Raw genomic sequence first — 545 nt, 5'->3', positions numbered from 1 at the left:
GGCGCCGCGCTGCCGGCTCGCGAGTACCACGTGGACAGCGCCGCCAACGGCGACTGGACCCTGACCCTGCAGGCCGATGGCAGCAACACGGCGCAGCGTGGCTACGTGCTGATGGAGGGCGATCCGCGCACGCAACTGGCGTCCTATCCCAGCGACCGCGCGCAACTGCAGCGCGGCCAGCGTATCGGCCTGACCGCCCTGCTCGGCGGCATCGATGCGCAGGGCGGCGTGTCGCTGGCGCGCAGCGCCGGCAGCGGCCGCATCGACACCGCGCAGCTGCGGGTGATCGCGCCGGACGGCTCCGTCAGCCAGTGGCCGATGGCCGACGACGGCCGCCACGGCGACGGCGCCGCGGGCGATGGCGTGTATGCCGGCGACTTCCCGGCGATCGCCACCGGCACCTACATCGCGCAGGTGGTGGTGCACGGCCACGACGCCGGCGGCCAGGCCTTCGTGCGCACCAGCGAGCACGTGCTGCCGGTGCTGGACACCACCTTGCGCATCACCGCCGATGCCGTCGCCGCCAGCGCACAGCCCGGCACCCG

At 74.5% G+C, this 545-nt stretch carries 1 protein-coding gene; it reads left to right on the top strand.

Going from position 1 to position 545, the window contains the following annotated elements; genetic code table 11:
* Positions 1-545 (top strand): choice-of-anchor X domain-containing protein (locus D180_RS21540; RefSeq protein ID WP_043091518.1); only part of this gene is annotated, 545 nt, incomplete at both ends.

Origin of the sequence: Xanthomonas sp. SHU 166 (assembly GCF_000364685.1) — a bacterium.
Lineage (GTDB): Bacteria > Pseudomonadota > Gammaproteobacteria > Xanthomonadales > Xanthomonadaceae > Xanthomonas_A > Xanthomonas_A sontii.
Note: the sequence above shows the minus strand (reverse complement) of the source record. Positions and strands in the feature narration are given on the sequence as shown.